Source organism: Leifsonia sp. NPDC077715, from assembly GCF_040686855.1.
GTDB lineage: Bacteria > Actinomycetota > Actinomycetes > Actinomycetales > Microbacteriaceae > Leifsonia.
Genome location: NZ_JBFBOG010000003.1, coordinates 55,128 through 71,690, shown reverse-complemented (window position 1 = coordinate 71,690; position 16,563 = coordinate 55,128). Strand labels below are relative to the sequence as shown.

At 71.9% G+C, this 16,563-nt stretch carries 20 protein-coding genes; 11 read left to right on the top strand and 9 right to left on the bottom strand.

Annotation, left to right across the window (positions count from 1 at the left end):
* The first annotated feature begins 36 nt into the window (after window positions 1–36).
* The 4 genes from AB0P25_RS14095 to AB0P25_RS14080 are packed head-to-tail and all read left to right on the top strand — an operon-like array spanning window position 37 to window position 3,099.
* Window positions 37–441: a TOBE domain-containing protein gene (locus AB0P25_RS14095; protein ID WP_363808163.1), complete on the top strand. Its 405-nt coding sequence runs from the start codon at window positions 37–39 to the stop codon at window positions 439–441.
* A complete protein-coding gene (modA, locus tag AB0P25_RS14090; protein WP_363808162.1) occupies window positions 438–1,232 on the top strand; it encodes a molybdate ABC transporter substrate-binding protein in 795 nt (264 codons plus the stop codon). The genes AB0P25_RS14095 and modA overlap by 4 nt, the downstream gene beginning before the upstream one ends.
* Window positions 1,232–2,056, top strand: coding sequence for an ABC transporter permease (locus AB0P25_RS14085; protein WP_363809305.1), 825 nt, complete (start codon window positions 1,232–1,234; stop codon window positions 2,054–2,056). The genes modA and AB0P25_RS14085 overlap by 1 nt, the downstream gene beginning before the upstream one ends.
* Window positions 2,053–3,099: an ABC transporter ATP-binding protein gene (locus tag AB0P25_RS14080; protein WP_363808161.1), complete on the top strand. Its 1,047-nt coding sequence runs from the start codon at window positions 2,053–2,055 to the stop codon at window positions 3,097–3,099. The genes AB0P25_RS14085 and AB0P25_RS14080 overlap by 4 nt, the downstream gene beginning before the upstream one ends.
* Window positions 3,100–3,176: 77 nt before the next feature.
* On the opposite strand, the gene AB0P25_RS14075 is transcribed toward AB0P25_RS14080, so the two are convergent.
* Both AB0P25_RS14075 and moaA read right to left on the bottom strand, forming a co-directional pair.
* The gene (locus tag AB0P25_RS14075; RefSeq protein ID WP_363808160.1) at window positions 3,177–3,422 is read right to left on the bottom strand and encodes a MoaD/ThiS family protein; all 246 of its coding nucleotides are present in this window, start codon (window positions 3,420–3,422) and stop codon (window positions 3,177–3,179) included.
* Entirely contained in the window at window positions 3,415–4,500 is a 1,086-nt protein-coding gene (gene moaA / locus AB0P25_RS14070) for a GTP 3',8-cyclase MoaA (protein ID WP_363808159.1), read from the bottom strand. Before moaA ends, AB0P25_RS14075 begins: the two co-directional genes overlap by 8 nt.
* Before the next feature lie 47 nt (window positions 4,501–4,547).
* On the opposite strand from moaA, the gene AB0P25_RS14065 reads away from it, so the two are divergent.
* Genes AB0P25_RS14065 through AB0P25_RS14055 form a run of 3 tightly spaced genes read left to right on the top strand, consistent with a single transcriptional unit; the run spans window position 4,548 to window position 6,168 of the window.
* Window positions 4,548–5,141 (top strand): sulfite oxidase-like oxidoreductase, encoded by a 594-nt coding sequence (locus AB0P25_RS14065; protein ID WP_301220119.1) that lies wholly within the window; start codon window positions 4,548–4,550, stop codon window positions 5,139–5,141.
* Window positions 5,138–5,905: a ferredoxin reductase gene (locus AB0P25_RS14060; protein WP_363808158.1), complete on the top strand. Its 768-nt coding sequence runs from the start codon at window positions 5,138–5,140 to the stop codon at window positions 5,903–5,905. Before AB0P25_RS14065 ends, AB0P25_RS14060 begins: the two co-directional genes overlap by 4 nt.
* Complete coding sequence (locus AB0P25_RS14055) at window positions 5,902–6,168, top strand: DUF6510 family protein (RefSeq protein ID WP_363808157.1); 267 nt, start codon at window positions 5,902–5,904, stop codon at window positions 6,166–6,168. Before AB0P25_RS14060 ends, AB0P25_RS14055 begins: the two co-directional genes overlap by 4 nt.
* Window positions 6,169–6,248: 80 nt before the next feature.
* Here AB0P25_RS14055 and AB0P25_RS14050 read toward each other — a convergent pair whose 3' ends face one another.
* The gene (locus AB0P25_RS14050) at window positions 6,249–8,213 is read right to left on the bottom strand and encodes an amino acid transporter (RefSeq protein WP_363809303.1); all 1,965 of its coding nucleotides are present in this window, start codon (window positions 8,211–8,213) and stop codon (window positions 6,249–6,251) included.
* A 61-nt stretch (window positions 8,214–8,274) separates the two neighbouring features.
* Window positions 8,275–9,777, bottom strand: a complete 1,503-nt coding sequence (locus tag AB0P25_RS14045) for an SDR family NAD(P)-dependent oxidoreductase (protein ID WP_363808156.1) — start codon at window positions 9,775–9,777, stop codon at window positions 8,275–8,277.
* A gap of 29 nt (window positions 9,778–9,806) precedes the next feature.
* On the opposite strand from AB0P25_RS14045, the gene AB0P25_RS14040 reads away from it, so the two are divergent.
* Complete coding sequence (locus AB0P25_RS14040) at window positions 9,807–10,235, top strand: DUF1622 domain-containing protein (RefSeq protein WP_363808155.1); 429 nt, start codon at window positions 9,807–9,809, stop codon at window positions 10,233–10,235.
* A 3-nt stretch (window positions 10,236–10,238) separates the two neighbouring features.
* Here AB0P25_RS14040 and AB0P25_RS14035 read toward each other — a convergent pair whose 3' ends face one another.
* Window positions 10,239–10,628, bottom strand: coding sequence for a DUF5997 family protein (locus tag AB0P25_RS14035; RefSeq protein ID WP_363808153.1), 390 nt, complete (start codon window positions 10,626–10,628; stop codon window positions 10,239–10,241).
* 33 nt (window positions 10,629–10,661) lie between these two features.
* Between AB0P25_RS14035 and AB0P25_RS14030 the strand changes: the two genes are divergently transcribed.
* Window positions 10,662–11,300 carry a LysR family transcriptional regulator substrate-binding protein gene (locus tag AB0P25_RS14030; protein WP_363808152.1) on the top strand — a complete coding sequence of 213 codons (639 nt, stop codon included), beginning with the start codon at window positions 10,662–10,664 and terminating at the stop codon, window positions 11,298–11,300.
* 290 nt (window positions 11,301–11,590) lie between these two features.
* Complete coding sequence (locus tag AB0P25_RS14025; RefSeq protein WP_363808151.1) at window positions 11,591–12,889, top strand: alpha-hydroxy-acid oxidizing protein; 1,299 nt, start codon at window positions 11,591–11,593, stop codon at window positions 12,887–12,889.
* Between the two features lie 7 nt (window positions 12,890–12,896).
* On the opposite strand, the gene AB0P25_RS14020 is transcribed toward AB0P25_RS14025, so the two are convergent.
* The 4 genes from AB0P25_RS14020 to AB0P25_RS14005 all read right to left on the bottom strand — a co-directional run bounded on the left by AB0P25_RS14020 (window position 12,897) and on the right by AB0P25_RS14005 (window position 16,081).
* Window positions 12,897–13,304 (bottom strand): hypothetical protein, encoded by a 408-nt coding sequence (locus AB0P25_RS14020; RefSeq protein WP_363808149.1) that lies wholly within the window; start codon window positions 13,302–13,304, stop codon window positions 12,897–12,899.
* Between the two features lie 28 nt (window positions 13,305–13,332).
* Window positions 13,333–14,256 carry an NADP-dependent oxidoreductase gene (locus AB0P25_RS14015; RefSeq protein WP_363808148.1) on the bottom strand — a complete coding sequence of 308 codons (924 nt, stop codon included), beginning with the start codon at window positions 14,254–14,256 and terminating at the stop codon, window positions 13,333–13,335.
* 76 nt (window positions 14,257–14,332) lie between these two features.
* Window positions 14,333–15,361, bottom strand: coding sequence for a 6-phosphofructokinase (locus tag AB0P25_RS14010; protein WP_363808147.1), 1,029 nt, complete (start codon window positions 15,359–15,361; stop codon window positions 14,333–14,335).
* A gap of 96 nt (window positions 15,362–15,457) precedes the next feature.
* Window positions 15,458–16,081: a CYTH domain-containing protein gene (locus tag AB0P25_RS14005; RefSeq protein ID WP_363808145.1), complete on the bottom strand. Its 624-nt coding sequence runs from the start codon at window positions 16,079–16,081 to the stop codon at window positions 15,458–15,460.
* A gap of 76 nt (window positions 16,082–16,157) precedes the next feature.
* Between AB0P25_RS14005 and AB0P25_RS14000 the strand changes: the two genes are divergently transcribed.
* Complete coding sequence (locus AB0P25_RS14000) at window positions 16,158–16,550, top strand: DUF3224 domain-containing protein (RefSeq protein ID WP_363808144.1); 393 nt, start codon at window positions 16,158–16,160, stop codon at window positions 16,548–16,550.
* Window positions 16,551–16,563: the final 13 nt, after the last annotated feature.

The window sequence follows — 16,563 nt, the reverse complement described above, 5'->3', positions numbered from 1 at the left end:
TCGACCAGCCGCATCCGCGGCTCTAGGATGGGCTTCATGCCGCAGATACGGGTAAAGGATGCCGCGCTCTACCTCGGGGTGAGCGACGACACGGTTCGGCGCTGGATCGACTCGGGAGTGCTGAGCAGCCAGCACGACGGGTCGGGCCGCACGGTGGTCGACGGGCTGGAGCTGGCGCAGCTGGCCAAGCAGAACGCCGTGCTGCCGGCCGACCCGTCGGGTGTCGCCGGGTCTGCCCGCAACCGGTTCGTCGGGCTGGTGACCGACATCGTCGCCGACAGGGTGATGGCGCAGGTCGAGCTGCAGTGCGGTCCGCATCACGTGGTGTCGCTGATCAGCAGCGAGGCCGTGCGCGAGCTGGGCCTTGAGCTCGGGTCGGTCGCGGTCGCGGTGATCAAGGCGACCAACGTCATGGTCGAGGCGCCGGCGGTGGCGCGATGAGCCGGCGGCTGCGGGTCGCCGCCGCCCTGCTTCTCGCGGGTGCGGCGCTCACCGGCTGCAGCTCCGCGGCATCCGCGCCGAGCAGCAGCCCCACCGCTTCCGCCACCGACGATGTGACGGGCACCGTGACGGTGTTCGCCGCCGCGTCCCTGACCAAGACCTTCACCGAGCTGGGGAAGGAGTTCGAGGCCGCCCATCCCGGAGCGAAGGTCACCTTCTCGTTCGCCGGCTCCTCCGACCTCGTGTCGCAGCTGACGGCGGGGGCCCCCGCCGACGTGTTCGCATCGGCCGACGAGGCGAACATGACCAAGGCCGTGGACGCGAAGGTCATCGACGGCGACCCGGTCGACTTCGCGACGAACGTGCTCGCCATCGCCGTGCCTCCCGGCAACCCGGCGCACGTGAAGAGCTTCGCCGACCTCGCCTCGCCCGGCGTGAAGACGGTCGTCTGCGCGCCCCAGGTGCCGTGCGGCGCCGCGACCGCGAAGGTCGAGAAGGCGGCGGGCGTGACGCTCACGCCGGTCAGCCAGGAGTCGTCCGTGACGGACGTTCTCGGCAAGGTCAGCAGCGGTGAGGCGGACGCCGGGATCGTCTACCGGACGGATGTGAAGGGCGCCGGGTCGGCGGTCGAGTCGGTCCCGTTCCCGGAGGCGGCGAAGACGGTCAACGTCTATCCGATCGCGACGGTCGCGAAGGCGCCGAACGCGGAGGGCGCGGCGGCGTTCGTGGCCTTCGTCACCGGGCCGGACGGACGGAAGGCACTGGCCGCCGCCGGCTTCGGCGAGCCGTGATCACGGGCACGCGGCTGGGCGTCCCGCGCTGGATCGTCGCGGTCGCGGTGGTGGGCGCCCTGTTCGTGCTGCTCCCGCTCCTCGCGATGGCGCTCCGGGTCGACTGGGCGCACTTCTTCCCCCTGATCACCTCCCCGTCGTCGGTGGATGCGCTGCTGCTCAGCCTGCGCACCTCCCTTGTGGCGACGGCCGGCTGCCTGGTGCTCGGCATCCCGATGGCCATCGTGCTGGCGCGCGTCCCCTTCGCGGGGCAGCGGGTCGTGCGGGCGATCGTGCTGCTGCCGCTCGTGCTGCCGCCGGTGGTCGGCGGGCTCGCGCTGCTCGCGCTCTACGGGCGACGCGGGCTCCTCGGTGGCGCGCTCGACGTCGCGTTCTCCACCCCGGCGGTGGTGATCGCGCAGACGTTCGTCGCGCTGCCGTTCCTGGTGCTGAGCCTGGAGGGCGCGCTGCGGTCGGCGGGCGAGCGGTACGAGGCCGTCGCGGCGACGCTCGGAGCGCGCCCGTCGTCCGTGCTGTTCCGGGTCACGCTGCCGCTGGTGCTGCCCGCGGTGGTTTCGGGCGCCATCCTGTCGTTCGCGCGGGCACTCGGCGAGTTCGGGGCGACCTTGACCTTCGCGGGCAGCCTGCAGGGCGTCACCCGCACCCTTCCGCTGGAGATCTACCTGCAGCGCGAGACCGACCCGGATGCGGCGGTGGCGCTGTCACTCGTGCTCGTCGCCGTCGCGGTCGCGGTCGTCGCCGTCGCGCACGGCGCGGGTGAGCGCGTGCAGCCGTCGCGGGCACGGCGGCGGGCGGCGGCGTCCACCGCACGGACGGCCGCATGAGCCTGCGCATCGCAGCGGTGGAGGCGGAGCGCGACGTCTCCGTCGACCTCACCGTCGCGCGCGGCGAGACGATCGCCCTCCTCGGGCCCAACGGCGCCGGCAAGTCGACCGTGCTCGGGATGCTCGCCGGCCTCGTCCGCCCGGACAGCGGACGCGCGACGCTCGGCGACGAGGTACTGTTCGACCTCCCCGGCGCGTGGCTGCCGCCGCACCGCCGCGGCGTCGCGCTGCTCGCCCAGGACGCTCTGCTGTTCCCCCACCTCAGCGTCCGGGCCAACGTCGCGTTCGGCCCGCGGTCGGCCGGCGCCTCGCGCGCCGAGGCCGCATCCCGGGCCGACGACTGGCTGAGCCGTACGGGCACCCAGGCGTTCGCCGACCGGCGCCCCTCGGAGCTCTCCGGCGGACAGGCGCAGCGCGTGGCGATCGCGCGGGCCCTCGCGGCCGAGCCGAGCCTGCTGCTCCTCGACGAACCGCTCTCGGCGCTGGATGTGTCGGTGGCGGCGGAGGTGCGCGGGACGCTCGCGGACGTCCTCGCCGGACGCACGACGGTGCTCGTGACGCACGACGCGCTGGACGCCTACCTCCTGGCCGACCGCGTCGCCGTCATGCACGACGGCCGGGTCGTCGAGGAGGGACCGACGCGCCAGGTGCTCGAGCGGCCGAGGCATCCCTTCACCGCAGAGCTGTCGGGCCTCACCCTGCTGCGCGGCGTGCGTACCGCCGAGGGCCTGCAGACCGCCGACGGGATGCGAGTGCGCGCCGACGCGGTCGCCGCACCCGCGGTGGGGTCTCCCACACTGGCCGCTGTGCGTCCGTCCGCGGTGCGGCTCAGCGCGGCGGACGGCCCCGCAACCGGGTCCGCCGACGCCGCCGTCACCGCGACCGTCACCGCCCTCGAACCGCAGGCCGACCTCGTCCGCGTCCGCACCGACCACCTCGACGCCCTGGTCCCTCCCGCGGTCGTGGCCGACCTCCGCCTCCACATCGGCGCCCGAGTCGCCCTCCACATCCCCCTCGACGCCGTCACCCTCTACCCCGCCTGATCCACCATCGAGTACACGAAGAGTGCACGCGACACGCCGCGCGAGCGTGCAATCTTTGCGGACTCGATGGAGGGGGATCAGCCGCCGGCGAACGGAGGGAGGACGTCGACGGTGGCGGTGAGCTCGCGGGACGGGTCGCGCGAGACGACGCCTCCGACGAGGAAGGAGCCGGAAAGGACCACGCGCTCCATCGGCTCGCCGTAGCGGGCGACGAGCTCAGCCTGGAGGCCGCCGACCGTGGCGTCCGTCACCTCTACGCGCTCCTCGGGGCGGCCCGCGGCATCCTCGGCCGCAGCGAAGTAGCGCACCAGCACCTCAGCCACCGATCGCCCCCATGCTCCGCACCGGCGGCGCGAACCCGGCCGCGTCCATCCCGTGACCGGACTGCTTGCCCCACATCGCCGCGCGCCACCACTGCGCGATCTCGGCGTCGTCCGCGCCGCCGCGCAGCAGGCCGCGCAGGTCGGTCTCGTCGTCGCCGAACAGGCACGAGCGCACGGTGCCCTCCGCCGTGATCCGCGTCCGGTCGCAGGCGGCGCAGAAGGACCGCGTCACGGACGCGATGATGCCGACCGTCGCGGGCGCGCCATCCAGCGTCCAGCCCCCGACGGTCCACTCCTCGGCCGGCGCGTGCGGGTCGTCGCGGCCCGCCTCGGTGAGCTCGAACCGTTCGCCCAGCACGGCGAGCAGTTCGGCCGCCGGGACCATGTTCTCGCGCAGCCAGGAGCGATCGGCGTCGAGCGGCATCTGCTCGATGAACCGCAGACGGCAGCCGTTCTCCAGCGCCCACTGCAGCAGGTCGGGGGCGTCCGCCAGCGTGTCGCGCATCATCACCGCGTTCAGCTTGAGCGGCGTCATGCCGGCCTCGTGCGCGGCGCGGATGCCGGTGAGCACCGCGGGCAGCCGGTCGCGGCGGGTGAGCCGGGCGAAGTGCTCGCGGTCCACCGTGTCCAGCGACACGTTCACGCGGGTGAGCCCTGCGTCCACCAGGGCGTGGATGCGGTGGTCCAGGCCGATGCCGTTCGTCGTGATCGAGAGGTCGATGCCGGGCGCGGCGGCCGCGGACAGGCCGATGATCTCAGCGAGATCGGCCCTCATCAGCGGCTCGCCGCCGGTGAACCGCACCTCGCGCACGCCCAGGTCGCGCACGCCGATCCCGACCAGGCGGGCGATCTCGGCCGCCGACAGCAGGTCGTCGCGCGGGATCGCGGGCAGCCCTTCCGCGGGCATGCAGTAGGTGCAGCGCAGCGAGCACTTCTCGGTGACCGACACGCGCAGGTCGCGCGCCACCCGGCCGAACCGGTCGATCAGCCCCGCGTCATCGGGACGATCGGAGGTGTCGGGCGGCGACGCCGGCGGCAGGGTCGCCCGAAACGGGAGTCCCAGATTCACGGCGGTCATGCCTTCACCATAGACCGGCCGGAGCACAGGTCGATAAGCTTCGGCACATGGGTATCATCTCGTCCGGCTTCCTCGGCCGTCGGAGGACCGACGACCCCCGCCTCCCTCCCGGTCAGTACCTGACCGAGGGCTTCCCGGTGCTCAGCGCCGGGCCCACGCCCCGCATCGCCAAAGACGACTGGGCGTTCACCATCACCACCGAGAAGGGCGACGTCCACCGGTGGAGCTGGGATGAGTTCCTGGCCCTCCCCCAGGAGGACGTGAGCACCGACATCCACTGCGTCACCAGCTGGTCGAAGCTCGGGACGTCGTGGCGCGGCGTCGCACTCGACACCCTGTTCAAGGATGTCGACACCAGCTTCGAGTACACGATGGCGCACAGCTACGGCGGCTACACCACCAACGTGCCGCTCGCCGACCTGCTGAACGGCAAGGCCTGGGTCGCGCACAGCTTCGACGGCAAAGACCTCGAGCCGGAGCACGGCGGCCCGGCCCGCCTGCTCGTGCCGCACCTGTACTTCTGGAAGAGCGCCAAGTGGGTCAACGGGCTGCAGATGCTCCCGCAGGACCAGCCGGGCTTCTGGGAGCAGAACGGCTACAACATGTACGGGGACCCGTGGAAGGAACAGCGCTACTGGTGAGCAGCGTATGGCGGGTGGCCGATGTGGTCGATACGCGCATGGAGACCCCGACGGCCCGCACCATCCGGTTGCGCATCCCCGGCCTGCACGGCCACCTCGCCGGCCAGCACGTCGACATCCGGCTGACGGCCCCGGACGGCTACCAGGCGGTCCGCTCGTACTCGATCGCGTCCGGGGGCGGCCGCGGCGCGCTGGAGCCCCACGCGCTACCCGACGACGAGCTGGAGCTGACGGTCGAAGAGCTCGCCGACGGTGAGGTGTCGCCCTACCTCGTCCGCGGCCTCATGAACGGCGACCAGCTGGAGGTGCGCGGACCGGTCGGCGGCTGGTTCGTCTGGCGACCGGGCGACACGACTCCGGTGCAGCTCATCGCGGGCGGCTCGGGCGTCGTGCCGCTCATGTCCATGGCCCGGGCGCACGCCGCCGCGGACAGCACGGCGCCGTTCCGGATGCTGTACTCGGTCCGCGCGCCGTTCTCCCGCTACTACACGGACGAGCTGGCGACCCTCGCCATGGACTCCGCGCCGCTCGAGGTCGACTACATCTACACGCGGCAGGCTCCCCCGGGATCGGATGCGAAGCCCGGTCGCCTCACCGCCGAGGGTCTGATGCAGCGCGTGCTGCCGGCCTCCGACTCCCCCACCTTCTTCATCTGCGGTTCGACGCCGTTCGTCGAGGCGGTCTCCGGGTGGCTGGTCGACGCCGGCCACGACCCGGCGCGCGTCCGCACCGAGCGCTACGGCGGAGTCGGAGGCACGCCATGACCGATCTCTCCTACCTCGACGGCAATGCGGCCGCCGGGCTCCTGTCCGAGGTGTTCGCCGCCGACATCACCACCGCGATCGGCCGCTGCGCCAACTGCGGCGACGAGGCCGTGGTCGCGCGAGCCCGCGTGTACGTCGACGAGCACGGGCTGGTGGTCCGCTGCTCGGTCTGCGGCGACGTCATCGCCGTCGCCGCCGAACGCGCCGGCCGCCTGTGCCTCGACCTCCGCGGCCTCGCCTGGCTCGAGTTCCCCGTCGAATAGCCCGCCCCGTCGAGTACACCAAGAGTGCACGCGACACGCCGTGCGAGCGTGCACTCTTCGTGTACTCGACGGAGGGGACGTCAGGAGACGTGGACGGCGGGGCGGCGCTTGACGTCCTTCTCGGCCTCTCGGAGGACTTCGCGGGTGACAGGGGCGACCTCGCCGACGCCGGTGATCAGATAGCGGAACATGTTGGAGATCGGGTTGCCCTCGGTCCACTCGAAGTAGATCGTCGGCACGACGCCTGTCACATCCCGCATCTCGATCAGCACGGCCGCGATCGTGTTGGGCACGTTGCCGCTCTTCACCTGCAGCACCCGGTAGCCGTGTTTGACGACGCCGTGCACCACCAGGTCCTCCTCGAAGTCGGAGGAGTCGGACTTCATCACCTCGAGGAAGATGGTCCGCGACCGCTGCGGGATGTGGCTGAACTTCCGCTCGTCCTTGTTCTTCTGCTCGTACTCCTTGGTCGTGTCGACGTCGGGCTCGTGCGAGATGATACGGATCTCGCCCTCCTCCGCGTCCTCCAGGATGAAGTCGAGCGCCGTCACGTCGAAGGTCACCGAGGTGGCGCGGAGCTGGAACGACCGGCCGATGCGGGAGACGATCGACACCACGAGGATGCCCAGGATGAACAGCGCCGCGATGCGCAGGCCGTCGGGCCGCTCGATGATGTTGTCGATGGTCGTGTAGACGAAGATCGCCGTGATCAGGCCGAAGACCACGGTGCGCTTCGGCTGCCGCTTGCGCTTGGCCGAGAGCGTCACGGCGAGGGATGCGGACGTGATGAGCACCAGCACGCCGGTCGCGTAGGCGCCGCCCTGCGCATCCACGCTCGCCTCGAAGATCAGCGTGATCAGGAAGGCGATGGCGGTGAAGACGAGCACCAGCGGACGCACCGCGCGCGCCCACTGCGGCGCCATCCCGTACCGCGGCAGGTAGCGCGGCACCAGGTTGAGCAGGCCCGCCATGGCCGAGGCGCCCGCGAACCAGAGGATGAGGATGGTGGACAGGTCGTAGACCGTGCCGAAGCCGTTGCCCAGGTACTCGTGCGCGAGGTACGCGAGCGCGCGCCCGTTCGCCTGGCCGCCGGGCTGGAACTCGCGCTGCGGAATGAGCAGCGTCGTGGTGAAGCTCGACGTGATGAGGAAGACGCTCATGATGATCGCGGCCGTGGTAAGCAGCCGGCCTGCGCCGCGGATGCGCCCCTTCGGGTACGCCGGGTCGTCGTCCGGGCGTCCCTTGATCTGCGGCATCACCGCGACCCCGGTCTCGAAGCCGGACAGGCCCAGCGCGAGTTTCGGGAACACCAGCAGCGCGACGCCGACGATGATCAGCGGATTGCCGTTCTGCCGGAACAGCGCCTCCGACCAGTCGGTGACCGCGGTGGGATGCGCGAACACCTGCACGATGGAGACGCCGACCACGACCACGTTGAGCGCGAGGTAGACGGCGACCAGCACCACCGCGATGCCGATGGCTTCCTTGAATCCGCGGAGGAACACGGCCCCGAGCAGCGCGAGCAGGAAGAGCGTGATGAGCACGTTGTTGCCGTGGAACCAGTCCGGCGCGAAGGGGTTCTCGATGGCGTGCGCCGACGCGTCGGCGGCCGACAGCGTGATCGTGATCATGAAGTCCGTCGCCGCGAAGCCCAGCAGCACGAGGACGAGCAGCTTGCCCGCCCACCACGGCAGCAGCCGCTCCAGCATGGCGATCGACCCGGAGCCCTTGAAGCTCTCGCGCGCGACCCGGCGGTAGACCGGGAGGGCGCCGAGCAGCGTCAGCGCCACCAGCACCAGCGTCGCGAACGGCGAGATCAGGCCGGCGGCGAGCGCCGCGATGGCGGGCTGGTAGCCGAGAGTGGAGAAGTAGTCGACACCGGTGAGGCACATGACCTGCCACCACGGATGCGTGCGCTCGGGGTTGCGGCCGTGCGGTCCCTGCTGGGTGCCGCGCTCATCCACCAGGCCGGTGAGCAGCCAGTGCCGGAGGGCGCCGCCCTTCGCCGTCGAGGGGATGGGACGCGCCTGCCCGGGGACCGTGATCTCGCTGCGCGGGGTGACCCGCGGCAGCGGCGTGCCTTCACTCACGTGCTCAGGGTAGCTCTCACCAGGCCGAGACACGGTAGTCCTTCAGGAACACCCCATGAAGGTCCTCGCCGGCCTCGCCGCGCACGATCGGGTCGTAGACCCGCGCAGCGCCGTCGACCAGGTCGAGCGGGGCGTGGAAGCCCTCCTCGGCGAGCCGCACCTTGGTGTGGTGCGGGCGCTCGTCGGTGATCCATCCCGTGTCGACGCTGGTCATCAGGATGCCGTCGCTCTCGAACAGCTCGCCCGCGCTGGTGCGCGTGAGCATGTTCAGCGCTGCCTTCGACATGTTGGTGTGCGGGTGCCCGGCGCCCTTGTAGCGGCGGCCGAAGACGCCCTCCATGGCGGACACGTTGACGACGTACGAACGTCCCGCCGCCGCGAGCGACGGGCGCAGCCGGTCGATCAGGATGAACGGCGCGGTCTGGTTGCACAGCTGCACCTCGAGGAGTTCGAGGGCGTCGATGCTGCCGATCGCTTGCGTCCAGCTGTTGACGTGGGCGACGTCGGGCACGAGACCGCCCGCGTCGATGGCCGTGCCGTCGGCGTGCTTCGCCAGCGACGACGACCCGGCGCTCATCGCGGCGGTCGCGAGGTCGTCGGCGGTGAGCGCCGCGGCTCCGGCCAGCTCGGCGATGGTGCCGCGTACATCGGCCGCGGACAGCAGCGGATGCGCGGCGACCGAGCGCTCCAGGGCGAGCGGATGCGGATCGGCGGTGTGGCCGAACGTCTCCAACTCGGGCAGCGGGCCGTCGGGAAGCGGCTGCGTCTCAGCCTCGGCGAGCAGCGAGTACGCGCCCGGCGAGCGGCGGACCGTCTGAGCTGCGTTGTTGATGAGGATGTCGAGGGAGCCGCGCTCGGCGACCGAGTCCGCGAGGGCGATCACCTGGGCGGGGTCGCGCAGGTCGATCCCGACGACGCGCAGCCGGTGCAGCCAGTCCCCCGCATCCGGGAGCTGGGAGAAGCGGCGGACCGCGTCCCGCGGGAACCGCGTCGTGACGGTCAGGTGGGCGCCGTCCCGCAGCAGCCGCAGCGCGATGTGCATGCCGATCTTCGCGCGGCCGCCGGTCAGCAGCGCGCGCTTTCCGGTGAGGTCGGTGCGGGCGTTGCGCTTCGCGTGGCTGAATGCGGCGCAGGACGGGCAGAGCTGGTGGTAGAACCAGTCGACCTCGGTGTAGTGCTGCTTGCAGATGTAGCAGGCCTGGGAGTTGAGGAGGGTGCCGGCGGTGGTCGAGCCGGTGGTGCTGGAGGTCAGCTCGCGGCCACGGGTCTCGTCGTCGATGCGGTCGGGCGCGCCGGTCGCGGTCGCGGCGATCACGGCGCGGTCGGCGGCGAGCTCCTGCTCACGGAGCTCGCGGCGGCGCGCCTGCTTGGACGCCTTGAACATGTGCGAGGTCGCCCGGCGCACGGTCACGTAGTCGGGGTGGTCCTTGTCGAGCTCGTGCAGCCGCTCCAGCACGCGGAGGGTCGTAGCGAGCTCGTCGGGATCGAGGCCGGGAGCGGCCGGGGTTTCGGGAGGCACCGGAAGATTCTACGTGGCACGATGAACGCATGGATGCGCACGCGTTCTTCGAGGCGACCGGCACCGCGTTCGAATTCGCCGGGGTGGTCGTGATGGCCGTCGGCCTGCTCGTGGCGATCGCTCTGGCCCTGGTCGCATGGACGCGTCAGCGCAGCGGCGCCGCGGCGTTCCGGACCCTGCGCGAGAGCTTCGGCGGCGTCATCCTGCTCGGGCTCGAGATCTTGGTCGCGGCGGACCTGGTCCGGACCGTGACCTCGACACCGTCGCTCACCGACGCGATCGTGCTGGCGATCATCGTGCTGATCCGCACCATCCTCAGCTTCTCGCTGCAGGTGGAGATCGACGGGGTCGCGCCGTGGAAGCGCGCGCTGCTCACCAACGGACCGCAGACGCTGGCGCGCGCGGCGCGGTCGGCGACGCGCACGCCGGACGGCGGCCAGCAGCCCAGCGGGGTGTAGCGCCTACTCGGCGTCGGCCCGGCGCGCCGCGCGCTCGGCGTCGCGCTGCTTGACGCGCGCGTTCTCGGCACGCACCGCAGCCTGGGTCGCCCGCTCGTCCACCAGCCACTGCGGCGGATCGGCGAGCAGCGCCTTGATCTCGGCGGTGGTCAGCGCCTCCGTGACGCCGCCGCGGGCGAGGCCGGAGTTGGAGACGCCGAGCTTGCGCGCCACCACGTCGCGCGGGTGCGGCCCGTCGGCGCGCAGGGTCTGCAGCCACTCCGGCGGGTTGGCGTTCAGCTCGTCCAGCTCGGTGCGGCTGATCTCGCGGTCGCGGAAGTCGTCGGGCGCCGCCGGCAGGTAGATGCCGAGCTTCTTGGCCGCCGTGGCCGCTTTCATGGTCTGCGCCTTCATGTCCTCCAGGCTACCGTTCGCTACCCTCATGGGATGTCCACCCGCTTCTCGCTCGCGTTCCCGCTCGGCGTCACCGTCGGAAAGTGGACCCGCACCTTCGAGCAGCGCTTCCCCGACGTGGAGCTCGTGGTGCGGCCGAGCGACGACCCGCTGGGGATGCTCGCCGCCGGCGAGGCGGACATGGTCTTCGCCCGGGACGCGACGGCGGACGACGAGCGCCACCTCATCCCGCTCTATGCGGAGGACGTGGTCGTGGTCATGCACCACGAGCACCTGCTGACACTGGAGGAGCATCTGTTCCTGGAGGAGCTGGCCGACGAGCCGCGGGTCACCGGCGAGCCGTCGGAGGCGTTCATGCGCAGCGTCGCTGCTGGCGACGGCATCGCCCTGCTCCCCGCGTCGGTGGCCAAGGCGCTGCGGCGCAAGGACGTCGTGGCGCTGCGCGTCGAGGACGCCCCGCAGAGCAGCATCGGCCTGACCTGGCCACGCGAGGGACAGCATCCCCTGGTCGACGACTTCATCGGGATCGTGCGGGGCCGCACCGCGCACTCCTCCCGCAACCCCGAGGTCGCCGCGCGCGAGGCCGCACCCCGCGAGGCGCCTGCGCGCAAGCCCGCCCCCGCGCGCAAGCCCGCCCCCACCGCCCGCGGCAAGCGCCCCCGCCGCCGCTGACGCGCATCCATGGGTCGCAACGCGCCGTTACGCGCTGCCGGTAACGGCGTGTTGCGCCCCACGGATCACCTTCTCGTCCCAACACGCCGTTACGGCGCGGCCCTTAACGGCGTGTTGGGACCAGCAGGCGGCCGCCGCTGACGCCATCCACGGGTCGCAACACGCCGCTACCGCGCGCCGATAACGGCGCGTTGCGTCCCACGGATCGCCTACTCGTCCCGACACGCCGTTACGGCGGCGCACATAACGGCGTGTCGGGACCAGCGGATGAGCGGGCGCAGAATGGGGGCATGAGCAGCGCCGGCAGAGACGCCCAGTCGGAGATCTACCGCGCGGGGGTGTCCGGGCGGCGACCGCGCATCCCGGTCGGGTTCCGCCAGCTGGAGCGCGCGGCGCAGCGGCGGATGAGCCGCGCGGCCTTCGCGTACATCGCCGGCTCCGCGGGGCTCGAGCGCACCGCGCGGGCCAACCTCGACGCGTTCGCCGGGCACCGGATCGTGCCGCGCGTGCTGCGCGACGTCTCGGCGCGCGACCTGTCGATCGACCTGTTCGGCGTCCGCCGCCCCACTCCCCTGCTGCTCGCCCCGATCGGCGTCCTGGAGCTGGCTCGCCGCGGCGGAGACGCTGCCGCAGCTCGGGCAGCGGCCTCCCTCGGCGTCCCCGTCACGCTGTCCACCCAGGCGTCGCAGCCGATGGAGGAGGTGGCCGCATCGATGGACGCCGTCGCGCCCGGCGCCTCCCGGTGGTTCCAGCTGTACTGGAGCTCGTCCCGCGACCTCGTGGCCAGCCTCGTCGCCCGCGCCGAGCGGTCCGGCTGCGAGGCGATCGTCGTCACCCTCGACACGCACGTGCTCGGCTGGCGTCCGCGCGACCTCGACCTCGGGTACCTGCCGTTCAGCCGCGGTCTCGGCATCGCGCAGTACACCAGCGACCCGGTGTTCCGGGAGCTGGTGCGCGAACGCGCCGCGCGCGGCGGGCGTCCGGCCGCCACCCCGACGCCGGCCGCGCTCGCGTCGTTCGCGAGCATCCTGCGCCACCACCCCGGCACGCTGCGCGAGAACCTGCGCTCGGGCGAGTCGCTGGCCGCCGTCGAGACCTTCCTGGACGTGTTCGCCGACCCGTCCCTCACCTGGGACGACCTCGCCTTCCTGCGCGACCGCACCCGCCTGCCGATCGTGCTCAAGGGCGTGCTGCATCCCGACGACGCGAGGCGCGCGATCGACGCCGGGATGGATGCGGTGCAGGTCTCCAATCACGGCGGACGCCAGATCGACGGCGAGGTGGCGGCGCTGGATGCGCTCCCCGGCGTCGTCGAGGCTGCCGCGGGCCGCATCCCCGTGCTGTTCGACAGCGGCGTCCGCAGCGGCTCGGACGCGGTGATCGCGCTCGCGCTCGGCGCCCGCGCGGTCGCGATCGGCCGGCCCTACGCCTACGCCCTCGCGCTGGCGGGCGAGGACGGCGTCCGTGAACTCCTGCGCAACACCATCGCCGAGCTGGACATCACCCTCGGCCTCGCGGGGGTCCGCAGCGTGGGGGAACTGGACGCGTCCATCCTCACCACCACCTCCGCCGCCGCCCTGTCCGGGTGACGGGCGCTCAGGACACCGACGCCCCGATCAGCGACAGCAGCGCCTGCGCGTACGCGGTCGCGGCGTCGTCGTGCTCGTAGAAGCGCTCCTCGCCGCCGAAGAAGACGGTCACCCGGTAGCCGTCCGGTGTCCGCGCCAGGTGGCGGAAGCTGCCGGCGAGCAGTTCGCGCAGCTGGTCCTCGCGCGGGATCCACAGCGCGTCCTCGACGGCCAGCGAGTCGAGCGCCCACTCGGTGGTCCCGTTGAAGCCGAGGATCGTCCCGGTGTCGAAGTGGTGCGGCTCGATCGTCATCTCGCTGACCGTGAACCGCTCGCCCTCCATCCCGGGCCGGTCGATGGCGAACGTGTCGCCCGACGCCGGCTGCCACCGCAGGCCCGCGGCGCGCAGCTGCCGGGCGATGTCCTCTGCGATCATGGATGCTCCTCTCGGCGGCCGGGGCCGCTCAGTCGGTGACGACGACGACCTTGCCGCGCACGTGGCCGCCTTCGAGCCGCCCGTACGCCTCGACCGTCCGCTCGATCGGGAAGATGGAGTCGATGGGCAGCAGCAGCTCGTTCTCGGCGAGCAGGTCGGCCAGTTCGGCCAGCTCCGTGTTGCCCGCGGCGCGGCCGCCCACGCTCCGGGCGCCGTGGGCGTCCGGACCGAAGACCGCGATGGTGTTCACCCGCTCGATCGGCACGCTCAGTTCCAGCGCCGCTTCGATGGTGTCCGCCCCGTGGTTGTCGAGCACCGCGGTCACATGGTCGTCGTCGAGCACATCGCGCACCCGCTGGGCGAGACCGTCCCCGTACGTGACGGGGATGACGCCCAGCGCCTCCAGGAACTCGTGGTTCTCCTCCCCCGCCGTCCCGATGACGGTCGCCCCGCAGCGGACCGCGAGCTGCGCCGCGAGCACGCCGACACCCCCGGCGGCGGCGCTCACGAGAACCGTGTCCCGCTCGTGCAGGTCGAGGGAGTGCACCGTCGCCATCGCGGTGCGGCCGACGACGCCCAGCGATCCGGCCACCTCGAAGGTCAGCGGGTCCGGCTTGACGATCACCTGGCCGTCCTCCGGCACCACGACGAAATCCGCGATCGCGGCGAACGGCGCCGTGCCGAGCACAGCCTGCCCCATCTCGAACCGGGTGACGCCCTCGCCCAGCTCCTCGACGAAGCCCGCGAAGTCCTGCCCGATGCCCGAGGGCAGGGTGACCCCCATGTGCGCGGCGGCCTGCTCGGAGCGGTACGCCTTGATGTCCATCGGGTTGAGCCCGGCCGCCATGACGCGCACCAGGATCTGGCCGGGCCCCGGCCACGGTCTCTCCCGCTCGACCACCTGCAGGTAGTCGCGGGAACCGAACTCCTCGAACTGGACGAAACGCGGCACCGATGGGGCTCCTTCCCTCTCGTAGGAGGGAGCCTAGCCCCGCCGCGCGTGCACCGGCACCGGGTGCAGCGGATGCTCAGCCGAAGAGCAGCGCGGCCTCTTCGTAGCGGGCCTCCGGGACCGTCTTAAGCCCGCCGGTCGCGTCGGCGATCGAGACGTTGACGACGTCGGTGCCGCGCAGGGAGACCATCGAGCCCCAGCGCCCTTCGTACACCGCATCCACCGCCGCCATGCCGAGACGTGTCGCGAGCACCCGGTCGTACGCACTCGGCACGCCGCCGCGCTGCATGTGGCCGAGGACGGTCGCGCGCGACTCGATGCCGGTGCGCTCCTCGATCATCGGGGCGAGCATTTCGCCGATCCCGCCGAGGCGCGGACGGTTGAACGCGTCCAGGCCCTTGTGCGAGTGCGCCTCCTCCATGGTGTCGAGGTGGAAGCCCTCCGACACCACGATGACGGGCGCGCGGCCGCGGTCGCGCACCGATTCCACCCACTCGCAGATCTGCTCGATGGACTGCGGCTGCTCCGGGATGAGGATGGCGTGCGCGCCTCCCGCCATGCCCGAGTGCAGGGCGATCCAGCCGACGTGGCGGCCCATGACCTCGACGACCATGCAGCGCTGGTGCGACTCGGCGGTGGTGCGCAGGCGGTCGATCGCCTCGGTGGCGATCTCGACCGCGGTGTCGAAGCCGAACGAGTAGTCGGTGGCGGCCAGGTCGTTGTCGATCGTCTTGGGAACGCCGACGATCTTGAGGCCGGCGTCGGTGAGGCGTCGGGCGGCGGTCAGCGTGCCCTCTCCGCCGATGGCGATGATGGCGTCGATGCCGTTCTCGTCCATCATCCGCTGGATGTTCTCCGGGCCGCCCTTGTCGCCCTCGAACGGGTTGGTGCGGCTGGAGCCGAGGATGGTGCCGCCCTGCCGGGACAGGCCGCGGACGCTGTGCCGGTCGAGCGGCATGATGTCACCCTCGACCACGCCTCGCCAGCCGTAACGGAAGCCGGCGAACTCGGAGTGGTGCACGCGGTCGCCCTTCAGGACCGCGCCGCGGATGACCGCGTTCAGGCCCGGGCAGTCGCCGCCGCTGGTGAGGATGCCGATCTTCATGCTGCTCCGTTTCGAGTCCGTGCTTGAATCATGCCCGCCCGCGCCGGGCTGCACAAAATCGCACTGGACGGATGGCGGCCGTCGGTGGTAGGCGGATCAGAGACCGAGGGCGCGCTGGAGCTTGGACGAGCTCTCCGACGGTCGGGCGCCCGCCGCACGCAGCCGCTCCTCGATCGCGTCGAACAGCGCCTCGCGGCGCTCGCGCTTGTCCGGGGCGCCGGCGAGCAGTTCGACCTCCCACTCGCGCCATTCCTGCGTGCCGCCAGCGCGCAGGTTCTCGCTGCGCACGTGGTCGTCGGTCAGCTCGGCGAGGTCGAAGCCGGCCGCATCCTGCAGCACGACGCTGTCGCGCTGGTTCGTGACCCGGGCGATCGGGACGAGCGCCTGGTCGCCGATCAGCGGGCGCAGGTGCTCGCGGACCTCCGCAGGCGGCTCGTCGTCGTCGGTCAGCGGCCAGTGCCGCTCGGTGCGCCCCTCGTCGGCCGGCTCCTTGATGTGCCAGCCGGCGTCGTGGCCGCCGCGGCGCACGCGCAGCGCCGTCCGATGCTGCGCGAGGGTCAGGTCGGCGGTGTCGAAATAGGTGGCGACGAGTTCGTGCCGGACGGGCTCACTCTGGACCGCGACCGCGCCCACGCCGACGAGCTGGGGATGCCGGGCGTCGGCCTCCACGTCGTACTTCCGCTCGATCTCGACCTGGGAATGGTGGTTCTGGTCCGGCATCCACCCTGTCTAGTCCACATTGCCGTGGACGCGAAATCCGCTGCGCGCTGTCGGCGGCCTCCTCTACGGTGAACGCATGACTGCTGAGACGATCACCGCCCGCTTCGACGTCACCGGCTGGGACCCGGCCGAACTGCCCGGCATCGACGGCGACTGGGTGGGTGCGGTCGTGATGCGCAAGACCTACACGGAGGGCCTGATCGGCGAGTCCGTCGCCCACTTCGTCTCGTCGGGCACCGAGGAGGGCGGGCGCGGCTACCTGGCCGCCGAGCGGATCAGCGGGCGGCTCGACGACGGACGCGAGGGCTCGATCACCGTGCACCACGGTGCGCTGCAGCACCCCGACGATCCCTCGGCGTTCGCCTACATCGTGCCGGGAACGGGCACCGGCGACTTCGCCGGGTTCAGCGGGACGGCGCGGATCGTGCACGACGACCGCGGGCCGTTCTTCGTGTTCGAGCTCGACTGAATCGGGCGCTTCA